The organism is Vibrio sp. 10N.247.311.13, from assembly GCF_041467595.1.
Taxonomy (GTDB): domain Bacteria; phylum Pseudomonadota; class Gammaproteobacteria; order Enterobacterales; family Vibrionaceae; genus Vibrio; species Vibrio crassostreae_C.
In genome coordinates, this window is sequence record NZ_JBFSUX010000016.1 from 1 (window position 1) to 16,789 (window position 16,789).

11 protein-coding genes and 2 pseudogenes are annotated in these 16,789 nt (G+C 43.9%); 8 read left to right on the top strand and 5 right to left on the bottom strand.

Features of this window, described 5'->3' with window-relative positions:
- Nucleotides 1-128: transposase family protein (locus tag AB6E52_RS09070; protein WP_372189954.1), on the bottom strand; the 128-nt coding region annotated here is incomplete at its 3' end.
- A 578-nt stretch (nt 129-706) separates the two neighbouring features.
- Here AB6E52_RS09070 and AB6E52_RS09075 point away from each other — a divergent pair.
- The 5 genes from AB6E52_RS09075 to AB6E52_RS09095 all read left to right on the top strand — a co-directional run bounded on the left by AB6E52_RS09075 (nt 707) and on the right by AB6E52_RS09095 (nt 7,662).
- Nucleotides 707-2,842, top strand: a complete 2,136-nt coding sequence (locus tag AB6E52_RS09075; protein ID WP_102320318.1) for an LruC domain-containing protein — start codon at nt 707-709, stop codon at nt 2,840-2,842.
- An 11-nt stretch (nt 2,843-2,853) separates the two neighbouring features.
- The gene (locus AB6E52_RS09080; RefSeq protein ID WP_102320319.1) at nt 2,854-3,489 is read left to right on the top strand and encodes a hypothetical protein; all 636 of its coding nucleotides are present in this window, start codon (nt 2,854-2,856) and stop codon (nt 3,487-3,489) included.
- Between the two features lie 206 nt (nt 3,490-3,695).
- On the top strand, nt 3,696-4,010 hold the full coding sequence (locus AB6E52_RS09085) for a hypothetical protein (protein WP_017061706.1): 315 nt from the start codon (nt 3,696-3,698) through the stop codon (nt 4,008-4,010).
- 123 nt (nt 4,011-4,133) lie between these two features.
- On the top strand, nt 4,134-4,982 hold the full coding sequence (locus tag AB6E52_RS09090; protein WP_017065718.1) for a sulfurtransferase: 849 nt from the start codon (nt 4,134-4,136) through the stop codon (nt 4,980-4,982).
- A 385-nt stretch (nt 4,983-5,367) separates the two neighbouring features.
- Nucleotides 5,368-7,662 (top strand): bifunctional diguanylate cyclase/phosphodiesterase, encoded by a 2,295-nt coding sequence (locus AB6E52_RS09095; protein ID WP_017068242.1) that lies wholly within the window; start codon nt 5,368-5,370, stop codon nt 7,660-7,662.
- A 78-nt stretch (nt 7,663-7,740) separates the two neighbouring features.
- On the opposite strand, the pseudogene AB6E52_RS09100 reads toward AB6E52_RS09095, so the two are convergent.
- Together AB6E52_RS09100 and AB6E52_RS09105 are read right to left on the bottom strand one after the other, a co-directional pair.
- A pseudogene (locus AB6E52_RS09100) lies at nt 7,741-9,107 on the bottom strand (glycoside hydrolase family 18 protein).
- A gap of 168 nt (nt 9,108-9,275) precedes the next feature.
- On the bottom strand, nt 9,276-10,283 hold the full coding sequence (locus AB6E52_RS09105; protein ID WP_017061711.1) for a sugar-binding transcriptional regulator: 1,008 nt from the start codon (nt 10,281-10,283) through the stop codon (nt 9,276-9,278).
- 459 nt (nt 10,284-10,742) lie between these two features.
- Between AB6E52_RS09105 and tal the strand changes: the two genes are divergently transcribed.
- Together tal and tkt are read left to right on the top strand one after the other, a co-directional pair.
- A complete protein-coding gene (tal, locus tag AB6E52_RS09110; RefSeq protein ID WP_009845571.1) occupies nt 10,743-11,693 on the top strand; it encodes a transaldolase in 951 nt (316 codons plus the stop codon).
- An 87-nt stretch (nt 11,694-11,780) separates the two neighbouring features.
- The gene (tkt, locus tag AB6E52_RS09115; protein ID WP_009845572.1) at nt 11,781-13,772 is read left to right on the top strand and encodes a transketolase; all 1,992 of its coding nucleotides are present in this window, start codon (nt 11,781-11,783) and stop codon (nt 13,770-13,772) included.
- A 108-nt stretch (nt 13,773-13,880) separates the two neighbouring features.
- Here tkt and AB6E52_RS09120 read toward each other — a convergent pair whose 3' ends face one another.
- Together AB6E52_RS09120 and AB6E52_RS09125 are read right to left on the bottom strand one after the other, a co-directional pair.
- Nucleotides 13,881-15,443 carry a PAS domain-containing methyl-accepting chemotaxis protein gene (locus tag AB6E52_RS09120; RefSeq protein WP_017071362.1) on the bottom strand — a complete coding sequence of 521 codons (1,563 nt, stop codon included), beginning with the start codon at nt 15,441-15,443 and terminating at the stop codon, nt 13,881-13,883.
- A 165-nt stretch (nt 15,444-15,608) separates the two neighbouring features.
- Nucleotides 15,609-16,013, bottom strand: a pseudogene (locus tag AB6E52_RS09125) (Lrp/AsnC family transcriptional regulator); the annotation flags it as partial.
- Between the two features lie 409 nt (nt 16,014-16,422).
- Between AB6E52_RS09125 and AB6E52_RS09130 the strand changes: the two are divergent.
- Complete coding sequence (locus tag AB6E52_RS09130) at nt 16,423-16,749, top strand: hypothetical protein (protein ID WP_029235426.1); 327 nt, start codon at nt 16,423-16,425, stop codon at nt 16,747-16,749.
- The last annotated feature ends 40 nt before the right edge of the window (nt 16,750-16,789 follow it).

Sequence of the window (16,789 nt, forward strand, 5' to 3'; positions counted from 1 at the left end):
CCTTCAGCACCAGCAATCACTGCTGCAATTGTTAAGAAGATAATGTCGGTTAGCGTGTGCTCTATTTTCCAAGCTTGGCGAGGGTCTCGAATAACTGAAATATGGTCCAAAAGGCTTAATCCATTCATTATGGCTAAATATCTGCTGTTAAAAAACAGTATATGATCACACCTAAATCTGATCATCAAATCGATCTTGAATGTATTGAATTTGTTGTGACTTCAGTGTACAAATTAGTGGAAACATCACTTCACGCTACCCCTTATTCCATATGGGTTTTTCATGATCTTGCCCTGGGGTATTCCCTTTATGAATCAAACTCAGATTGTGAATTGATTAACAAAGGAAAGAGTTTACCGTTTGGAGGAGTAAAGGTTTATGGCAAGCATTTTCGATATGTCAGAATAAAAGCTAACGCTGAAAGCATTTTAGCATCCAAAGTGGTCTCAGATATTGTTCCATTCACGAGTGAATACATACAGAGCCTATTAGACAATCACTCGTAATTACCGCCTAAGCTCTTGTATCCTTAGCTCTAATCAAATAGAAATATAAAGGCCTTTGGCTATTTGGATGGCACACTTTCATATTGACACTCAAATTGGAAACTGAACTCGATAAATAATAAAAACCCATTAAATCAAATACTTAAAACTGGCACGTAACTTGATTGAATATCTAGACCTTCCATCACAAGGATGTAGATATGAGAATTACAACGTTAAGTTTGCTATTAAGTGCCCCTCTAGTCGCCAACGCAGCGCCATTCGATACCTGCCCTAGTCAAGCATACCTCTTTCAGTCGAAACCCGTTGAAGTTTGGGGTGTAAACCTAGTAACAGGTTCAACCACACTGTTAGAAGACGATACGGGTATGAATGCCAATATCAATGGTGTCGGTTTCGACTTTCAAGACAGATATATTTATGGCTATGACACCACCAACAAACGTTTAGTGCGTCTTGGTCAAGACTTCCAAGCAGAAGTTATCAATACCAGTGGCTTACCAACCGATCACACTTTCTATGTCGGCGACGTCTATGACCATGTTTACTACTTGTATCGTACAGGTAAGGGACTATTTACTGTTGACCTCTCTCCTTTAGACTCTGATCCGAATGCGACCGTCACGGTCAACAAAATCGCAGGCAGCCCTGCAACTGTAAAACTGACTGATTTTGCTTTCCATCCAAGTGATGGCTCTTTATATGGTATCGACAATAACTCGGGTGGCTTGTACAGCTTCAACCCAACTACAGGTGCAGAAACCTATATTGGTGATACCGGAGAAACAGGGACGTTTGGCGCAGGTTATTTTGATGTAAACGGCTACTATTACGTATCTCGAAATCAAGACGGTAAGATCTACCGTATCAACCTATCCCCAGATAACGCTGCAAACATCGCTGCAGGTGTCGTTCCTGCTGTAGAGTTCGTATCGAATGGCCCTTCTTCGAATCAAAATGATGGTGCTCGCTGTGCGAATGCGCCTGTCGTAGATGAAGATTCCAACATCGACTTCGGTGACGCTCCAGATACCTATCTAACGTTATTAGCAAGTAACGGTCCTCGACATGAACTAGATGGCGTGACTTGGTTAGGTACAGACGCGCCCGACGCCGATCTTGACGGCTACGTAACACCGCAATCGGATGAAAGCGTGGGTATTGATGATGAGTGGGCAAACGGTGGTATCGGTTTTGTTACCGCACTTGAAGCAGGGCTTGATTCAAAAGTAGTAATTGAAGCTTCAACAACCGGTTACCTTTCAGCTTGGATAGACTGGAACCAAGATGGCAGCTTCGATGGCGCCAACGAGCAAGTGTTTACAGATTACGCGCTCGATGCTGGTGAAAACGATCTATTCCTAAATGTCGACATCAACGCACTAACCGGTACTACGTGGGCTAGATTTAGATTCAGTCAACAAACCAACCTAAGTTACTTTGGCGGTTCAACCTCTGGTGAGGTGGTCGATATTCAAGTCGATGTCCTTAACGATGGCGCCACCGCTCGTTACTTCCCAAGTGCTTCTGGCTACGCAACGCTCGCGTACGAAGATAACTGGCCTTATAAAGCCGACTACGACATGAACGATGCTGTTCTTATGTATCGCATTACTGAGATCCTTAAAGATGGAAAAGTCGTTAAGTCCACTATCGACGGCCGCCTAGCTGCTGTCGGGGCAACGTACAGAAATGGTTTTGCTGTTCGACTTCCTAACCTAGACCCGAGCTTGGTGAGTAGTGGTAGCTCTTACATGAAACACAACGGTGTATTCACTGACCTTGACCTAGAAGATGGACGTAGCGAAGCAATCTTTGTTATCGCCAATGACCTGACAGAAAAAATCAGCACTGGCTGTACCTTCTACCGCACCAGTAATGGATGTAAAGAGGATGAGCAGTTCTCATTCCAAATTGGTATTACTTTAGCCGGTGACGGTGTGAGTACTGGCAGTTGGACCGATATGCCTTACGACCCGTTCATTTTTGCAACGCCTGGGTATTATCACGGTGAAAACCTACCTCTACATCCAGGGCGCAGCTGGGAGGTTCACTTGCCAGACCAAGCTCCAACCGAGGCATTTGATACCACTAACCTCTTTGAAGCTGGATTAGGCGTCGATGACAGTAATCCATCAACAGGTAAATACTTCAAAACAGCAGAAAACCACCCTTGGGCTCTCATAGTAACTTCGGATGACGAATGGGAGTGGCCTCTAGAGTACGTCGATATTGTTACCGCTTACCCAGAGTTTAAAGAATACGCAGAATCCGGCGGTGACACGAACCAAACATGGTACCAATCACCTGCAGACAACCAACGTTACGAACCATAAGGAGAGACGTTATGACTATTCACACTAAACAATATCGAGACAATCATTGCGTTGATTCAAGCCGCAATCTCTCTGAGGAAGAACGTATGTCTGTACAAAGCACTTGGAACATGAAGAAGTCACTAGCCGTTATTTTAGCTGCAGCGCCATTAGTATTAGCCGGCTGTGGAGGCGGCGGCGGTGGGGGCGGAAGTACATCTACGGCATCACCATCTACACCCTCGACACCTGCAACTCCGTCGAATCCGGTAACAGCAACGACTCCGGTAACAGCAACACCATCGCCGTCTCCCGTGACAGGTGCGGTAGCAGCGCAAAGCTATACGATGAGTGATTTAGTGGTACCTGACGGCTTTGACTACAACTCTGTTGAACAGTTTGATCTCAACATTGACATCAGCAGCATGTCGACAGACCGTTCTTTTGTGACCGTTTATAGCCGCTTTAGTACAAGAGATGACTCAACCTTGAAGCCGGATTACTCCAGCAAGGTCATTGCGGGCCCACTAGATAACGGTGTGTTCGCCTCCAACTTTGCAGCACCAGTAAACCATGACGCACTCTTGATAGAGATTTGGTTTTACGATGGTCAACCTCCATTACAACAAGTGGTTTCTAGCGGCGACTCTCAGATTGTCTGGCAGTAAATTGTTTAACAGCAGGTAACTTGTCGTTAGCGAGATCTCTGACGAAACAGAGTCAAAATGGATTGTTTGTAAGTAGGAAGTGAGCAGAAATGCTCACTTTTTTATTTTCGTCGAAGAGCAGTTAATTCAGCTTTCTTAGCGAGTAGCATTCACTTTACCACCAACCTCACTTATATTTTCAACATAACCTTCAAAGACTTACTCTCATGAAACAGTTAAAAATAGGTCTATTTATCTTAATGTGTGGCGTAGGCGTGTTAGTTGCCCTTGCCTATTTCCCGCTAACATCAGAGACGGGGCAACGTATTCAAGCCAAAGTAATTTCGAACACGCTTACTCAATCCTTAGATGGGCACAGGCGTTATCTGACGGTTCAGACAAAAGATAATGACGTATTTCGGCTCTCTATTGCTCCTACCACAGACTGCCCTATTGATTCTGTGGTCGCGCTTGATACATTAAACAATCAAATAACCGGACAAAGCAGTTATCAGTTCATCCACTGTCGAGCTGCACAGTAGCCATCGATGCAACAACGGTATTCGTAAAGCAACTGTATTCGCAAAAGCAACAGTAATCGCTCTACCACTGTATTCGCTAAAACAGTAAGAATCGCTAAAACAACAAGAATGGATATAACAATAATGAATCAGCCACTCATCTCACCACAACAACTTCAACAACGTTTGCTAGCAGAAGACAATATCATCATCCTCGACGCCAGCATCGAGTTTCAAATTCCAAGCGAGTCAGAAAAGATCAAAGGACAAATGATTCCTGGTGCTATTCGTTTTGACTACGACAAAGACTTTTGTAACAAGCACACTCTGCTTCCTCACATGTTTCCGAGCGAAAAACACTTCAACACTCGCGCAAAAGAAATTGGCATCAATCAAGACAGTACGATTGTGGTTTACGATAACTCCGGAACCTTCGCTTCTCCTCGTGCGTGGTGGATGTTTATGGCAATGGGACACAACGACGTATTCATCTTAGATGGCGGTTTGCCAGCTTGGATCGAAGCCGGTTACGCGACCGAGACTGACTATCGCACCGAAGTAAAAGCGGGCAATTTTGAAGGCCATATTCAAGACAACTACTTTGTCAGTGCTCAGCAGATTGAAGGTTACTCAACTGACAAGAGCGCAAACATTGTAGATGCTCGTTCTCAAGCTCGTTTCGATTCAGAAGTTCCTGAACCACGTGAAGGCTTGCGTAGTGGCCATATACCGAATTCTATTTGCCTACCATTTGCCCAAGTACTCAAAAACGGCAAGTTAAAGTCCCAAGAAGAGCTTATTGATATCTTTTCAACGCTAGAATTAACGCCTTCTCAACCTATGTTCTTTAGCTGTGGCTCTGGCGTAACAGCTTGCATCATATTATTAGCCGCTAAACTCGCTGGCTATAACGGTGAAATGGGTGTTTACGATGGTTCATGGACGGAATGGGGTGCTAACGACAAACTCCCTATCGCCGTGACTAAAAAGTAATTCAACTTCGCTTAATGCAACTATTAGAATATACTGCGCATGCATAAAGAGCTTACTGATAATGATGGCTCCACGTCTCATGAAGTAAGCCTCTATGTCGCAGTTAACGCTATGTTCATTTGAGACCAAGACTCGATTCACGCCGTTTGATTTGTAACCCACATCAACTTGCTAACCATAATTCGTGATTAATCATAAACTAATCGTTATCGACGTTATGAATACTAATTTTTCACTCAAGAATCTCTGCTCGTAGTCGTTACACTATTTAATCATTAATACTTTCATCATTGATGTTTGTATTTTTCGTTGCATGAATCGCGCTGACAACCCAATAGTTTGTCACTTGCAGTCTGTTAAAAGTAGTAACCAACAAAGGCACCTCATGGCTCTATTTAAGCAAAATATCTGGTCGCTGTACGCGTTTGTCGTACTACTGACCCTGATACTTTTCGCCGCGTTGGGAATAACAAACTGGAAAGCAAACAGAGACGACTTCATAGAGCAGCAACACATTCAGGTTGAGCTTTTTTCTAGCTCCGTCAACTCGCTGCTGACCAGTCAAGAAGCCTTGTTAGAAGTGGTTGGCCATCAACTGGCTCAACAGTCTGATTTCACACGTACTGCATCTATCCAGATTAGGCCAATATTAGACAAGCTACTTGAGACCCACCCTGCGATAGCAGCGTTTGGCTTGTTGAACACCGACGGTGATTACCTCTCGATTAGCTCAAATCTCGAACTTGCGAATCAAAGGAACTTGCTGCAATACGCGCCAACCAGAGGCTCCTTCCTAGATGCCCTATCAAGCAGTAGCATGGTGCTTGGCCGTACCTATTTTCAAGATTCGTTGAATAGCTTAGTCATCCCGCTGAGAAAATCCATTTCAATCGATGGCAAGAAAACCGATGCAGTAATGACCGCAGGGCTACGATTAGACGCAACGATCGTATTTGAAAATAATGCTCACGCCGGAAGTTTCAATACACTAAGCCTGATCAGAAAAGACAGCTATCGCCAGTTTTATTCAAGTGATATTGAATCTGAGAGTGCCTATTCCTCTCCAGTCGGCAAAGATGTCATACAGCGTATTGCAAGTATCTTTACCGACCACTTCGGAATTAGCGTACAAGAAGCGATGAATGGGCAAGAAACCTATTCTTTTGTCGTCGACGATGAAGAGTACCACTCTTTGATGAGCGCGAAATACATCCCAAACTACAAATTATGGGTGGTAGGACGTACGGATCTAACTCACGTCGATAGTATATTCATACAAGAGTTCAGCATTCTTTTCGTTGCCTTTATTTTTCTTCAGTTTGGTTTCTACTTTTTGGTTAAGTCGATTGCCAAGAATGAACAACGGACTCGTAGCCAACTCATTTATCAGGCGAACCATGACCCTTTAACCTCTCTGCCAAACCGTTTGTACATGCGTAGAAACATTGGTAAATGGATTGACGATGAGTCAGAGCCGTTTTCGCTGTTGTTTATCGATATCGATAACTTTAAATGCGTCAATGACACCCACGGGCATGACTTTGGAGATAAGGTTCTCAAACAGATCGCTTTGCGTTTGATGAGGTTCCGATCTCGCCTCAGCCTATTGGTACGTGAATCCAGTGATGAGTTTTTGTTCTTGACGCCCTTGTCGAATGAAGCTGAAATTAAACGACTCGCCAAGCGCATTATTGAAGTGCTTTCTCAACCTTATGAAGTTGAAAGCGCTCAGTTTTTGTTAGGTTGCAGCATCGGCGTAGCGCGTTTCCCAGAACACGGAAAAGATCTGGATAGCCTGTTACGTTCTGCCGATATTTCAATGTACAAAGCGAAACAGCAGCAAAACTCGTACAGTATTTTCACAACGGAAATGCAAGATGCTCATCTCTACAAAATGAAAGTAGAACAAAGGCTACGCATCGCTATCGAGAAACAAACGCTGTTCATGGTTTTCCAACCGCTGGTTCGTGCAAATGAAAGTATTCATGGTGTAGAAGCACTCGTGCGCTGGATTGATGAGGAATTGGGTTTTGTTCCGCCAGATGTCTTTATACCGATAGCAGAGAACACGGGTTTAATGCAAAAACTGGGGACTTTTATTATTGAGTCCAGCATTATGCAGATCGCCCACTTGCACCGAACAACAGAACAAAAAATCGGGCTGTCGATCAACATATCAGTGCGTCAGTTTTCTCATCAATCCTTCTCTGAGCACTTGTTCGCGACACTAGAAAAGTATCAACTCTCTCCTAGCTGTTTAACGCTAGAAATTACCGAGAGCTTGTTCATTGAAGATGTGACTTTGGTGAAACCGACTTTTGAAGCCCTCAAAGAGAAGAATATAAAGATCTCTTTAGATGATTTCGGGACAGGTTATTCATCACTAAGTATGTTGAAAGCACTGCCTATCGATGAACTTAAAATCGATAAGAGCTTTATTGAGAACATTGCTGTCGATCAGCAGTCACTCACCATGGTGCAAAACATCATCGCAATCGGTAAGAACTTCGGCATGGTGGTATTAGCAGAAGGCGTAGAATCAAACGAACACTTCGCAATTCTAAAGGCATGTGGATGTGACTTAATGCAAGGCTATTACTTCTCTCGCCCTATTCCTTATGATGAGCTGGCTACTCACCTAAACAAGAAAGTGACCGAGCACGCGGAATGTTCTGTTTAAGAACGTGAGTTAAATAGACGAGCTAAATAAGGTAGGCGGCTAAACACCTACCTTATTTTCTAGGTATTTTCTGTTCAGTTATTTATTCATTTCACTATGCATAACATCGATCAACTGCCCGGAAGGATCTCCTGATAATTCCCAAGTAAAAATGCCGCCTAGGTCTGATTTCTTCGCCCATTCTGCCTTTGCTTTAATAGAACGCTGATCTTCAAAAGATATGAATACTTTTTTATCTGGGTTCCACAAATAAGGTGCTTGAGCTTGCTCATCATACTTATACTCATAACCTTGTTTACTGCTGTAGTTATTCATAAGATCCCAAAACATGAAGTAACCGTTTTCACCGGTACCAAACTGCGCCCCTTGTTCAGAAACTAGGTCACCTTTAGGCAGCTCTCCAGCAAAGTCTTTTGTCCCTTGCCAGCCTCGACCATAAAAAGCCGCCCCGATCACGAGCTTCTCGCTAGGAATACCTTGCTCTATCATCTGATTAATGAAGACATCAGCTCCCATTCCCCACCAACTGCGCTCTGTGGCATGTAAGTTTGTTGTGTGACCTGTTTGAGTTCCCCAGCCTCCGAGGAAGTCATACGTCATCGCAAACATGTTCGTCAAATATGGGCTAGCTGCGTTCCAATCAATTTGGGCAGCCTTAGCGCCAACACCGACAGCCGTTGAAAGCTCATAATCTCTTTGAGTCGTCTTTGATAGAGCGTCCAAATCACTTCTGATTGTTTTTACTAAAAGAGTAAAAGCTTCACGCTCTAGCGCTTTTTGCTCATCCGTTAGTTTCGTCTCTGGGTTCCAAGGCGAAGTGGTTAAGCCGCCGCCTCCTGGGTATTCCCAATCAAGATCAATACCATCAAAGAAGTCGTATTTTTGGATCAATTCAACAGCAGTTTTTGAAAAGTGCGCAATGGCTTGAGGATCTTTCGCCATCGCATGGAAAGGTTCAGACATTGTCCACCCTCCAAATGAGGGCAAAATTTTGATATTTTGATTGTCGGCCTTCAGTTGAGCTAACTGGGCAAAGTGACCTTTATAGGCGACATCAACACCCACGTCTCCGAAATCGACTTCTAACGCAGCTTCTTTATCCACAATAATCGCGGTATATGGTTGTTTGTCTGCACATTGCTGCTGAATTTGTTTTTGGACGGGCTCACCAGCACCGCTATGAGGACCACACATGCTCAAGAAGGCGTAAATAATATGTGAGAGCTTGTCTGCAGGTATGTCGTCAACGGTATAAGGGTTGTCTTTATTCAGATATTGCCAATCCGCAAATACCCTGCGACGACTTTATCATCGGCATGTGCCTCAGGTGTGAGCATACAAGCCGTGGTGATTAAGCTAAGCGCAATGACGGAATTAGATTTAAAGATAGAACTTGATTGGTCACTGTTGCTAGAAATAGCGCGTGTGATAAATGACAGTTTCATAATTATCTCCTTTAGTGTGGCTTAACATTAAAGAGTGATAATTCTTTCAACCGCTGAACAAATTCACTATTCGAGTCATGTCTAATAGTTATCCCCCTTATTGCACTGGTTTCATCAGGAGAATTTCTATGATTACTCAAATAGTGAATTCAACGAAGCTTAAGTATCTTACGATTCACTGCTGTTTGGTTTATTCACGCTAAGTTGTTCGTCCAAGTTAAGTACCGTCAAAGCATTACTTACGCTGGTCGCTATCACATCGACCACACCGGTTCTTAGTGCGCCTAATAGAGCTAATGGCTTACTGTTCTCCGCTGCAATGGCAATGACTTCCGCTATTGGGCGAAATTCTTCCAAGGCCAAACCAATCACACGGTCACTCATTACTGTGTTTGCTGTTTTACCGTGAACATCGAAAAAGTCATAACCCGCAAAGTCACCGACGACACCTTGTAATAAACGAGATTGAACGACCTCACCTGCGGTAAACCAGCCTAAGTCGACCATATAGCTGTTTTCGCTCATATCACCGATACCGACCAAAGCGACATCGGCTTTTCGAGCGAGATCGAGGGTCTGCTTAACGGTGCTGTTTTCCATGAATGCGGTTTTTTGCGCTTTATTCTCGGCATAAGCGGGCGCGTATAAGGTTTCAGAAGATCCACCGTACTTTTTGGCTAACTGCCTGCATATATGGTCGGCATTAAACATACCGCCTCTTGGGTGAATACCGCCGATACCACACACGAATTTGCAGTCTCGTGGCGTAATGACGCCAGTGTGATGAGCAACAGACGATACGTTTCGCCCTTGTCCTACTGTCACTACCATGCCGTTTTTCAGTGTACTGGTAAGGTAGTTAGACACTAAACCAGCAACCTGTAATCGCTGCTTCTCTTCATTTGGTTGGTCTAGTGCCACAAGCGCACGCTTTACACCAAATCGTTCGATCAAACGTTGCTCGATCTTCGCACTAAAGACGGGGTGATATTTCACGGTGATCTCAACAATGCCCTCATCTCGGGCTTGCTTGAGCATTCGACCAACCTTTGCACGGGAGATAGAGTACTTTTTAGATATCTCTTCTTGCGTGGCACCATCTTGATAATAAGCAACCGCTACTTCAGTGAGGAGATCAGTGTTTTCTTCGGAAACATCTTGGATATTCTTACTCATATACCACTTAACCAATATTTAACAATTATTTTACCTGCTTGAAGAACAAATGTTCGATGCTTAAGCAAGTGATACACAAGTTTACACCCCGAACATATGTAACAGCAAGGTACATTTGCTCATAGTCATAACCATGGTTTTGTTGTTGATTAATTCACCTCACTTTGCTCGTTAAACGTTTGCTTGCATAGCCCATGATTACTAGAGCGAAATATATTTGACTGAAGTCACCATACAGTACTATTTACCGTTGACTTTGGGGCTAGATCGGATAAATATGGCTACATCATTTACTCATCGAGCGATCAAATGTTCTGTGCAAATGTTCGTTCGGAGAAAAATTTAAATTAATGTAAGTTTGGCTCACTGGTACAACCATTGAGAACTTCATTAGTTAGCTTGCAAATGCCCACACCTCTCCCATTAATGAGGTGTTATGCGATACATAGGATGATCAAAATGAGCAATAAATTAGAGCAACTTCGTAAACTAACAACTGTTGTAGCTGACACTGGCGATATCGAAGCTATCAGCAAGTACACTCCTGAAGATGCAACAACTAACCCATCTCTAATTCTTAAAGCTGCTCAAATTGCTGAGTACGCTCCTCTAATCGATGCTTCTATCGAATACGCAAAAGCGCAAAGCGGTGATAAAGCACAGCAAGTTCAAGATACTTGCGACATGCTTAACGTGAACATCGGTAAAGAAATCCTAAAAGTTGTACCTGGCCGTATCTCTACTGAAGTCGATGCTCGTCTTTCTTACGACATGGAAGGCAGCGTTGCTAAAGCTCGTCAACTTATCAAAATGTACAACGACGCTGGTATCACTAACGACCGCATCCTTATCAAACTGGCTTCTACTTGGGAAGGCATCCGTGCTGCTGAAATCCTAGAGAAAGAAGGCATCAACTGTAACCTAACGCTTCTATTCTCTTTCGCTCAAGCTCGTGCTTGTGCTGAAGCTGGCGTATTCCTAATCTCTCCTTTCGTTGGTCGCATCATGGACTGGTACAAAGCGAAAGAAGGTCGTGATTTCGAAGCTTCAGAAGATCCAGGCGTAATCTCTGTTTCAGATATCTACAACTACTACAAAGACCACGGCTACAAAACTGTTGTTATGGGCGCAAGCTTCCGTAACATCGGCGAGATCCTTGAGCTTGCTGGTTGTGACCGTCTAACTATCGCTCCTCAACTTCTAGCAGACCTAGAAGCAGCAGAAGGCGAAGTAGTAGAGAAGCTTATCGACTCTAACGGTACTAAAGAGCGTCCAGCAGCGATGACTCACGCTGAGTTCCTATGGGACCACAACCAAGATGCAATGGCTGTTGAGAAACTGGCTGAAGGCATCCGCAACTTCGCCGTTGACCAAGGCAAACTAGAAGACATGATCGCAGCTAAGCTGTAATCACTCTTACCAAATTCAAATAGGGGAACGTTCAGTTCCCCTACTTTTATCAATTTTGTTTTTCTTAATTTTTATTCGGAAGTTCTTATGAATCGCAAACATCTAGCTAACGCTATTCGTGCTCTAAGCATGGACGGCGTACAACAAGCAAACTCTGGTCACCCAGGCGCACCTATGGGTATGGCAGACATCGCTGAAGTACTTTGGCGCTCTCACCTAAACCATAACCCAGCAAACCCAGAGTGGGCTGACCGCGACCGTTTTATCCTGTCTAACGGCCACGGCTCAATGCTGATTTACTCTCTGCTTCACCTAGCAGGTTACGAGCTTTCAATTGAAGATCTTAAAAACTTCCGTCAACTGCATTCTAAGACTCCAGGTCACCCAGAGTACGGCTACGCACCAGGCATCGAAACAACGACTGGTCCTCTAGGTCAAGGCATCACTAACGCTGTTGGTATGGCAATGGCTGAGAAAGCGCTTGCAGCACAGTTCAACAAAGAAGGCCACGACATCGTAGACCACTACACTTATGCATTCATGGGTGATGGCTGTCTGATGGAAGGTATTTCTCACGAAGCATGTTCTCTAGCAGGTACGCTTGGTCTTGGTAAGCTGGTTGCTTTCTGGGATGACAACGGTATCTCTATCGATGGCGAAGTTGAAGGTTGGTTCTCTGACGATACACCTAAGCGTTTCGAAGCTTACGGCTGGCACGTAATCCCAGCGGTAGATGGTCACGATTCTGACGCTATCAACGCAGCGATTGAAGCGGCTAAAGCAGACCCTCGCCCTACTCTAATCTGTACTAAAACAGTGATTGGCTTTGGTTCTCCAAACAAAGCAGGTACGCACGACTGTCACGGTGCTCCACTAGGCGCTGAAGAAATTGCAGCAACACGTAAAGAATTAGGTTGGGAGCACGGTCCTTTTGAAATTCCGTCGGAAGTTTACTCAGAGTGGGATGCGAAAGAAGCAGGCGCAGCTAAGGAAGCAGCGTGGAACGAGAAACTTGCAGCTTATGAAGCAGCATACCCTGAGCTGGCAGCTGAATTCAAACGCCGCGTAAACGGTGACCTACCAGCTGAGTGGGAAGAGAAAGCATCGGCAATCATCGCTGATCTTCAAGCTAACCCAGCAAACATCGCATCACGTAAAGCATCTCAAAATGCTCTAGAAGCGTTCGGTGCTATGCTACCAGAATTCATGGGCGGCTCTGCTGACCTTGCGCCTTCTAACCTAACTATGTGGTCTGGTTCTAAGTCTCTTGAAGCGAACGACTTCTCTGGTAACTACATCCATTACGGTGTACGTGAATTCGGTATGACGGCTATCATGAACGGTATCGCTCTACACGGTGGTTTCGTACCATACGGCGCAACGTTCCTAATGTTCATGGAATACGCGCGTAACGCTATGCGTATGGCTGCTCTGATGAAAACTCAGAACATCCAAGTTTACACGCATGACTCTATCGGTCTTGGCGAAGATGGTCCAACTCACCAACCAGTTGAGCAAATCGCTTCTCTACGTCTAACTCCAAACATGAGCACATGGCGCCCATGTGACCAAGTTGAGTCTGCTGTTGCTTGGAAACTAGCAATCGAGCGTAAAGATGGTCCTTCTGCACTTATCTTCTCTCGTCAAAACCTTGCACAACAAGATCGTGACGCTGAGCAAGTAGCAAACATCGCTAAGGGTGGTTACATCCTGAAAGATTGTGAAGGCAAGCCAGAGCTTATCCTTATCGCAACGGGTTCTGAAGTTGAGCTAGCGGTTAACGCTGCTGCTGAGCTAACGGCTGAAGGTAAGAAAGTACGCGTAGTTTCTATGCCTGCTACTGATGCGTTCGACAAACAAGACGCGCAGTACCGTGAGTCTGTACTTCCATCTGACGTAACGGCACGTATCGCTGTAGAAGCTGGCATCGCTGACTTCTGGTACAAGTACGTTGGTTTCGGTGGCAAGATCATCGGTATGACAACGTTCGGCGAGTCTGCACCTGCAGGTGAGCTATTCAAGATGTTCGGTTTCACTACTGAAAACGTAGTAAACACAGCGAAAGAGCTTCTAGCTTAATCTTGAATACATTGTCTCGCCCTTCAATGGGTTGATGCATACAGAAAGCCCCGCATGAAAATACGGGGCTTTTTTTGTCTTTTCTCTCATTCGGATTAAATCTAACGGCTATTTTTCTTCGAAACGCTTTGCCAGTTGGTAGAACTCATTGACTCGTTCTTTTAGCTCTGTGGAGTGGTCTTTCACAGAATGCGTTGCCACTAAGTTTTGTTCTGCGGTCGAGGCGATAGACTGCATATGCAGATTGACTTCACTCGACAGCTCACGTTGCTTATGAGCAGAACTTTCAACAGACTGCATGAGTTCATTCATGGATTGCATTAGGTTTTCGACTTCCGACAAGCGCTCTGCACTCACCTTCGCAACATCACCACATGCGTCCGTTTGCTTACGGTTCGCCAGAATATCTTTTTGCCACCCTTCAATCGTCGTTAGCATGGTATCGATGCTCTCTTTGATCTGAACCGTAGCCTTTGAGGTTCGACCCGACAATGCACGGACTTCGTCGGCAACAACTGCAAAGCCTCGTCCTTGCTCGCCCGCTCTCGCCGCTTCAATCGCAGCGTTCAGGGCCAACAAGTTGGTTTGTTCGGCGATTCCACCAATCTCTTCCATTATCTTGCTTACGCTCTGCGCTTGATCGCTCAGTTGGTAAGTCGTTTGAGTCGCCTTTTCAGCCTGAGAAGCTAGGCTCTCTAAGTTTTGATGAGTTTGATTAATGCTTTCTTTAGCGCCAGCACAGGTTTGCAAAGTCACATCAACAATCTGGTGCGCTTCTTCTGTGCGAGAAGAGACCTCATTGGCGGTGACTTCAACCTCTTCAGTCGCCTCTCGTACTTGAAGAATGTCTTTTGTTTGTTGATCTAAGGCTTCTGATACTTCAAATGACGTCGCATTTAGGTTGTCAGCCAAATCTTGTAACGGCTTGGCTGAGTCTGTCATGCGACCTAATACGGTGTGGATTCTTGCAGACAATAGTTTTAAGTGAAAATCGGCAATAGAGAACTGACTATTACCTGAATAAACAAGACGACTAACACTATCGAATTTAGATTGCAGCTTTTTCAACTGCAGTGGAGTATCAATCAGCTCTTGTCGGAAAAGCAGTGCTAATGCTGAAACAGGAAGTAGGCTCAACAACCATTGTGATACTTGCCCTACTTCAATGAGATTTGAAATTAACGGCGCAGCCAAAGAGCCTAGCAACACGGCGTAACGAACACTGTCACTGATCTTTAATGACCATTGGCGACCCGACTTTTCAGCCTTCAAGAGGCCTTGGTAAGCCTTATCTGCAACTTGTATCCATTCATTCTTTGGCTTAACACGAACAGATTGGTAGCCACTCACCTTACCATTGTCGTAAATTGGAGTTACATAAGCATCGACCCAGTAAAACCCACCAGATTTGGTTTTGTTTTTTACGATGCCACGCCAAGCTTTACCTTGCTTTAGGTTAACCCACATATCAGCAAAAGCGGCTTTCGGCATATCGTTATGCCTGACGATATTGTGGTGTTGCCCTAGCAATTCTTGTTGGCTGTATTCCGCTATGCGACAAAAAGCATCATTACTGTACGTAATCACGCCTTTTAAATCAGTGGTAGAGACAAGTTGTTCGTTTTCGCTGAGGAGCGTTTCACGAGATTGAGTAGATGAGCTGACAGTCATTATATTAACTTAGGTTAATTATTATTTTAGGCGAGGAATATATACAATTATTAAAGTTATGACAAAATGTGAACGTCACATTTTGTGTAAATGCCTGCTATTTATACAAATATGAGCTAAGTACCTCACAAAGCTAATAACTTCACTATCTTCTCATGCCAACAGTCACGACTCATCTAAGTTTACGGCAGTGGTAAATTTCACGGTTCTCATTGAGACAGAGGTATGGAATTTACGAATATTCAGATCTTTGCGTAGTACTCGCTCCACAAAGTCTTCGTAGGCTTGAATGTCTTTGACCGTCACAATCAGCATGAAATCAAAGCTGCCTGATATCTGATAGCACTGCGTGACCTCTTCTGCCTTTGAAATAGAATGGCGAAAGATTTGGTAAATATCCCCTCGATCACGCTCCATTTCCACGGACACAACCAAAGTCATCTTACTGCCGGTCAGTTCTGGATTAATGATGGACACACCACCGACAATCACGCCCTCTTCTCTCAGCCGTTTCACTCGCTTTAAGCAAGCAGGCGGTGACAACCCGACCAGCTCTGCTATTGTTAAATTTCACGTCATTTAAACACTGAAAGTTACTCTCAATACCCTAATTATTGATATTTTGAGTAAAAATAATTTGAGCATGGGTATTTACTAATGACTCAGTTATTACATGCGTATTTTAAAACACCGAGAATAAAAAATCATCTTATTAGTTAGAACCCAACGCCTTGTATAAAGCGCCCTCCAGAATAATAACCACGACCTAATCAATGTTATTAAACATCCAAACTATCAACTATTCATTCAACAAAACCCATTAAATAACTGACAATAGAATAAATAACACTCCTTATTTTATATTAACTCTAAATGTTGAAACCGGAACGAATAATTAATTGTAATAATTATCCATTTGATTGGTAAAATTTATAAATATATTTTGTTACATAATCAAAACTGATGGCTTGATATAATAATGTCACACAAAACAATGGCTTTAATGGGTCTAATTTTTTCCTCACTGTCACAGGCTTCCACTATTGAGAACGACGAACTATTACTGAAGTCATTGATTAAACGAGGTGTTATCTGTTCAGGCTTAACCTATGAGGAAAATCAAGAAGCTTTGCGTATCTATCTCAACGCTAAAAAAGTGAAGAGCACTCCGTTTGATTCAAAAAATAGAAAAGAGACAACCAATACAAAAGAGATAGAAAGTAAAAAACATACAACAAACACACGTCAGTTAAATAAGGCACCACAAGAGTGTATTAGGCCAAACTCGGACAACAGATCTGAATAAGGCAAGTTGATACTGATATCGACATGGAAATACAAAAAGG